The 724-nt window shown below is 39.0% G+C and carries 1 protein-coding gene; it reads left to right on the top strand.

Translation table 11 applies throughout. From position 1 onward, the window contains the following. The first annotated feature begins 51 nt into the window (after nt 1–51). Nucleotides 52–600 (top strand): hypothetical protein, encoded by a 549-nt coding sequence (locus PQQ36_RS22485; RefSeq protein ID WP_108678087.1) that lies wholly within the window; start codon nt 52–54, stop codon nt 598–600. Nucleotides 601–724 lie beyond the last annotated feature (124 nt).

Below are 724 nucleotides of genomic sequence, written 5' to 3' on the forward strand. Positions count from 1 at the left end.
CCCCTTAACGCGGCGTTAGCATAAATTTTTATAGAAGGAGTAGTAATAAAAATGGATAAACTAGGTTCTGATGTTTCGTTCTATGTAGTGTCACCTAAGAAGTTTACGGTAATGTATGTTGGAACCTTGGGTCTCTATGGATTTTATTGGATGTATAAAAATTGGTCTATATACAGAACTGCTTCCGGTGAAAACATCTGGCCTATAGCAAGAGCGATATTTTTTATTTTCTTCTTACATTCACTGTGCACTAAGGTAACTCAGAGTGACAGTTTGTCTTCCCAAGGAGATTTGCCTAAGGTACTGGAGTGGGATGCAACAAAATATGTTTTATTGAATGTTTTAGGTGTAATTTCAGACGGTCTTGCTGACAACGAAATAGCATTACCATACAGCTTTTTTGTAAGTTTTGTTCTTTTTCCTTTTATGTGTCAAATTCTTTATAAGATACAGCTGACTATTAATGAGTCTCAAAATGATATGTTTGGTGACACCAACAAAAAGTTAAGTTGGCTTAACTATGTATGGCTATCCCTGGGGGGCGCGTGGTGGCTAATGGCAATATTGGGTGGCTATTTAACATTTACTGGCGAAATTTAAGCTAACAAAGCGTTAAAGAGGGACTTGGCACGCGTGGCATTTTCAGTTTGCGTTGGGTTTAGTGGTTAAGGTGTTATGCGGTCACTTTTGTATTGCGTGCCCGCGCCCCTTAACGCGGCGTTAT

The organism is Vibrio sp. CCUG 15886 (genome assembly GCF_028570825.1).
GTDB lineage: Bacteria > Pseudomonadota > Gammaproteobacteria > Enterobacterales > Vibrionaceae > Vibrio > Vibrio vulnificus_B.